Below are 5667 nucleotides of genomic sequence, written 5' to 3'. Positions count from 1 at the left end.
ATCAACGACAACGTGGATCTTGCTCTGCGCGGCGAGATCTACACAAAAGGCTCATGGGGCATTTCCGCTCACTCATCTTACGTGAAACGCTACAAGTTCCGCGGTTCGTTCGATATCTCTTTCCTCACCACCATCAGCGGAGACAAAGGGTCGCCAGATTATTCGAAGATGCAGAACTTCCAGGTCATATGGAGCCACCAGCAGGATGCCAAGGCAAACCCCGCGCTCAATTTCTCGGCATCTGTCAACTTCGCCACTTCCGGATATTCGCGCAACGACCTTAATTCATATTACAACCAGAACTTCACGGAAAACACAAAGTCTTCTACAGTCAACGCAACCTACCGCCGTCCCGGCTCCAAATGGAGTTTCTCGGCTACGGCAAACATAGCCCAGCGTTCGCAAGACTCCACTCTGGCGGTATCATTCCCGAACCTGACGGTCACAATGTCGCAGATAGCACCCTTCAAACGCAAGAAATCCGTGGGTGGCGAGCGATGGTATGAAAAAATCAAGCTCTCATATTCCGGTCAGTTCCAGAACTCCCTCACAGCCCAGCAGAACGTTTTCTTCAAGAAAAGTCTCATCAAGGACTGGCGCAACGGCATGCGACACTCTGTCCCTGTGAGCGCAACCTTCTCTATGTTCAATTACATCAACATCTCCCCCTCCATATCCATGAACGACCGAATGTACACGTCAAAAATCCGCCGCCAGTGGGACACACAGGCTTCTCGCGAGATACAGGACACGATACACGGCTTCTACAATATCTTCGACTTCAACACCTCGCTGGCTTTTGACACTAAAGTCTACGGTTTCTACAAGCCTATGAAGTTCCTCGGCGACAAGGTCCAGATGATACGTCATGTCATCACCCCCACGCTCTCCTTCAACTGGGCTCCAGACTTCGGAAATCCGATGTGGAAATATTACGATTTTTATGAATATACAGACCAGGCGGGAAACAACCGTCGCGTCGACTATTCATATTTCTCCCACGGCATATTCGGCGTGCCGGGAAGAGGTAAAAGCGGTTCGCTCTCTTTCAACCTTTCCAACAACCTTGAGATGAAGGTCAAAGACGAAAACGACTCCACAGGCTCCAGGAAAATATCGCTTATCGAGAACCTGTCGTTAAGCTCAAGCTATAATTTCGCCGCAGACTCTTTAAGACTCAGTCCGTTGCAGACATCCATAATGCTGAGACTTGTCAAAAACTTCAACCTCAACCTCTCGGCGACATGGGATCCTTATGTATACAAACTTGACGCAAACGGAAGTCCGAGACAGGTGAACCGTTTCCGCTGGCAGGAGGGGAAGGGTTTCTACAAACTCTCTTCAACAGGAACATCTTTCTCCTATACTTTCAACAACGACACTTTCAAGCGCAAAAAGAAAGAGGAGAAAGACACATCGGGAACCGACGGAGAAGATGACGAACCCACAGAAGAAGACAGCTTCTCAAACCGCGCAGAATCAAGAAGGCGCAACAAGACAGGCGATAACGATGAAAGCAGCGATGCCGACGGATACGCCAAATGGGACTGCCCGTGGAGTCTTTCGGTGAACTACTCCGTAAGCTACGGATACGGCGAATTTGACAAAGTAAAAATGGACTACAAAGGGAGATGGACGCAGAACCTCTCTTTCAGCGGCAACATACGCCCCACAAAAAACTGGAACTTCTCATTCTCGGCATCCTATAATTTCGATCTTAAGAAGATAGCCTACATGAACTGTTCCGTTTCACGAGACCTCCACTGCTTCACCATGACAGCGTCTTTCGTTCCTATGGGTCCGTATAAATCCTACAACTTCCACATAGCGGTCAAGTCATCGTTGCTGAAAGACCTCAAATACGACAAGCGCTCGCAAGGCTCAAACAACATTCGTTGGTATTGACAATTCACTGTTAACAATATACCCATGAAAAAATTTCTAACCGCATCCGCGATTCTGGCTGTCGCATTCACAGCCACGGCAAAACTGTCCCCTTCAGCCGACAGCCACGGCTATCCCATCAATCCCGTGTCTTTCACCAAGGTGAAGGTCACTGACAGTTTCTGGGGACAGCGGCTGAAAGCCAGCCGCGAGACCACCATCCCGCTCGCTTTTGGCAAATGCGAGGAATCAGGACGCTACGAAAATTTCAGAAAGGCGGCAAATCCTTCCGACGATTACAAGGTCGAAGGTTTTTCTTTTGACGACACTGATGTCTACAAGACCATCGAGGGTGCCAGCTATCTGCTGCAGACATATCCCGACAAACGCCTTGAAAACTATATTGACAGCGTGCTTGCAATCGTGGCGGCTGCGCAGGAACCTGACGGATATCTCAACACATGCCGCACCATGAACCCGCGCCATCCTCACCCATGGGCTGGATCAAGACGCTGGGAAAAGGTTGAGGAACTGAGTCATGAGTTCTACAACCTCGGTCACATGGTCGAGGGTGCCATAGCCCACTATCAGGCAACAGGAAAAAGGAATTTCCTTGATATAGCGATCCGCTATGCCGACTGCGTCTGCCGCGAGATCGGCGACGGTCCGGGACAGGTCCGCCGCGTGCCGGGTCATCAGATCGCAGAAATGGCACTCGCCAGACTTTATCTCGTTACCGGTGAAAAAAAATATCTTGACCAGGCAAGATATTTCCTGGACAAACGAGGACACACCTCGCGCACCGACAGCTACAGTCAGGCACACAAACCGGTGACGGAACAGAACGAGGCTGTGGGTCACGCAGTCCGTGCCGCATACATGTATGCCGGCATGGCTGATGTCGCCGCTCTCACAGGCGATTCAGCCTATATAAAGGCAATTGACCGTATCTGGGAAAACATCACACGTAAGAAATATTATATAACGGGTGGTATCGGAGCCACTCGCCACGGCGAGGCTTTCGGCGCCAACTACGAGCTGCCCAACCACACCGCCTATTGCGAGACCTGCGCGGCAATAGGCAATGTGTACGTAAACCACCGGCTATTTCTTCTGCACGGTGAGTCAAAATATTACGATGTACTTGAACGCACTCTCTACAACGGTCTCATCTCGGGAGTCGCACTTGACGGCGGCAGTTTCTTCTACCCCAACCCTCTCGCTTCATATGGCGACCACGAGCGCAAGCCCTGGTTCGGATGCGCATGCTGTCCTTCAAACATCTCCAGATTCATCCCCTCGATTCCCGGATATGTATACGCCTCTGAAGGCGATAATCTATATGTGAACCTATTCATGTCGAACTCTGCCGATCTGAATGTCGGAGGCAAGGATGTGACCCTTACCCAAACGGCTTCTTATCCTCTTGACGGACACATATACCTTTCAATTGGCAAAAACAGCAAGGGTGCATTCTCCCTCAAACTGCGAATCCCGGGATGGGTGCGCAACAACCCGGTACCCGGCGACCTCTATTCATATATAGATGGCAAGACACCGGACTTCAGTGTGATGCTTAACGGCAAAAGCGCAGACGGGGAACTCACCGCCGACGGATATTACACAATCAGCCGCAAATGGAAGAAAGGCGACAGAGTGGAACTGCATCTCGACATGGAACCGCGCATAGTCAAGGCAAGAGACGAGGTAGAGGCTGACAACAAACTTGTGGCAATAGAACGCGGACCGCTGGTATATTGCGCTGAAGGAGCGGTGACAAACCATTCCGGCAGTCCCTACCCAGCAGCCGGCAACCCCAATGAGGGCAACGGCTTCTTCACCGCTGCCGGCGATGGTCGCTCAGAAAGCGCGGATGCTTTTGAAAATGATTTCGACATACATTCGGTGATAGTGCCTGCACATCCGGAAATCTCCGCCACTCTCCGTCCGGACAGATTCAACGGCATCGTGGAGCTGGCAATCCCCGTACAGGTGATGAATACAGACGCTGACGGACGCATCTCTCTATCCGACAATACGCTCACACTCATACCATATTACGCATGGAGTCATCGCGGCCGTTCATACATGTCCGTATGGATGAAAACAGCGTCACGCCTTTTCAGCAGCAGATAGCGGAAAGAAAAAGAATCGAGACTGCTGATAGTTGGCGAAAATTCCCTTGCATATGTGAGTTTTTTTTAATACCTTTGTGGAAATTTGGCATTGATGGCACAATCCCTTCTAAGCGTCCTTGAGAGGCTGGAGGCTCGTCAGGAAGAGCTCCGCGCTGAAATGGAATCCCTGCGGAAAAGAAACAGGGAGCTGGAAGAGGAAAACGCCGATTTGCGTCGCAAAGAGGCGGAAGCTCTCGAAATTAGAGACAAAGCCTTGCTTGACGCAGAGTATCTCAGCGTTTCCTACAGATTGGCAGAAAACCCCGACACACTCGTTGAGACTCGGCGGATCATTGCCGGATTGATCAGAAACATCGACCGATGCATCGAAATGCTCAAGGAATGATGAAGGATCAGGATAAGATAAATATGGAAATCAAAATAGGCGGCGAGCCGATCAGGCTTACCGTCCCGTTCCAGAACCAGGAACTTACCCGAAGCGTTGAAGAGGAAATCAACACACTTTATGCCACATGGCGCCGCTCTTTCCCGAAACGCTCCGACAAGGGTCTTCTCGCAATGATGGTCTATCAGTATGCATCCCATTATAAGGAGCTGACCGTCAGATATCAGGAAGCTTTCCTGAAAGCCGAGGAATGTCTCGGCAAGATGGAAGACTTATTGGATTAAAACGTTTTACTCTGTCTCTGTTTTCCCGATTCATACTATTGCGTATTGTCGGCTGAAATGCCGGAAGGATGTCTTTGATCAGGAAACTGTCAAAAACAGTTTCTGAATGACAACCGATTTATAAACAACTATATAATACAACTACATACGCATGGAAACAGCAATATGGATCATAATTGCGGCGGCAGCTGCCATAATAGGTTATGTGGCGGCAGCCGTGATCAGCAAAAAGAACGCCTCCTCCCGCGCCAACTCTATTCTTGAAGACGCAAACCGCGAGGCAGAGGTGATAAAGGAGAAAAGAATCCTTCAGGCTAAAGAAGAGGAGATGAAAATCCTCGGTGAGGCGGAACGCAACGCAGGGCAGCGGATGCAGAAAGCGCAGGCGGCGGAAGCCCGCAACAAGCAGCGCGAGATGCAACTCAACCAGCAGCAGAACGAAAACAACCGCCGCAAGAAGGAACTTGACACTCTCAAGAGCAACCTCGACAACCGCGAGGCTGTGATCGAGTCGCGCCAGAACGAGGTCGAACACCTCCACCGCCAGATTACTGACGAACTTGAGCGCATATCCGGACTTTCCGCCGACGAGGCTAAAGAGAAACTCGTGGAGTCGCTGAAGGATGAGGCAAAGACTGCCGCGGCTGGCTACATCAACGACATCATGGATGACGCACGCATGACCGCTACAAAAGAGGCTAAAAGAATCGTGATACAGTCCATACAGCGTGTAGCCACAGAAGCTGCCGTCGAGAACTCGGTGACTGTGTTCCACATTGACAACGACGAGATAAAAGGTCGCATAATCGGTCGCGAAGGACGCAACATCCGTGCCCTTGAAGCGGCTACCGGCATAGAAATCATTGTCGATGACACCCCCGAGGCTATCGTGCTTTCCGGCTTCGATCCGGTGCGCCGGGAGATTGCACGCCTCGCGCTTCACCAGCTCGTGGTTGACGGACGCATACATCCGGCA

Annotated in this window: 5 protein-coding genes; all 5 read left to right on the top strand. The window is 50.8% G+C overall.

Annotated elements, in window-relative coordinates; all coding sequences use genetic code 11:
• The coding region (locus JX312_RS08410; RefSeq protein ID WP_204457687.1) for a putative LPS assembly protein LptD at window positions 1–1905 on the top strand (1905 nt) is incomplete at its 5' end.
• Between the two features lie 24 nt (window positions 1906–1929).
• Window positions 1930–4020: a glycoside hydrolase family 127 protein gene (locus tag JX312_RS08405; RefSeq protein ID WP_204457686.1), complete on the top strand. Its 2091-nt coding sequence runs from the start codon at window positions 1930–1932 to the stop codon at window positions 4018–4020.
• Between the two features lie 93 nt (window positions 4021–4113).
• Window positions 4114–4407 (top strand): hypothetical protein, encoded by a 294-nt coding sequence (locus JX312_RS08400; protein ID WP_123406998.1) that lies wholly within the window; start codon window positions 4114–4116, stop codon window positions 4405–4407.
• Between the two features lie 23 nt (window positions 4408–4430).
• Complete coding sequence (locus JX312_RS08395) at window positions 4431–4691, top strand: cell division protein ZapA (RefSeq protein WP_204457685.1); 261 nt, start codon at window positions 4431–4433, stop codon at window positions 4689–4691.
• 151 nt (window positions 4692–4842) lie between these two features.
• A partial coding sequence (locus JX312_RS08390; RefSeq protein ID WP_204457684.1) for an Rnase Y domain-containing protein occupies window positions 4843–5667 on the top strand: 825 nt, incomplete at its 3' end.

Origin of the sequence: Barnesiella sp. CU968 (genome assembly GCF_905219685.1) — a bacterium.
Lineage (GTDB): Bacteria > Bacteroidota > Bacteroidia > Bacteroidales > Muribaculaceae > Lepagella > Lepagella muris_A.
Note: the sequence above shows the minus strand (reverse complement) of the source record. Positions and strands in the feature narration are given on the sequence as shown.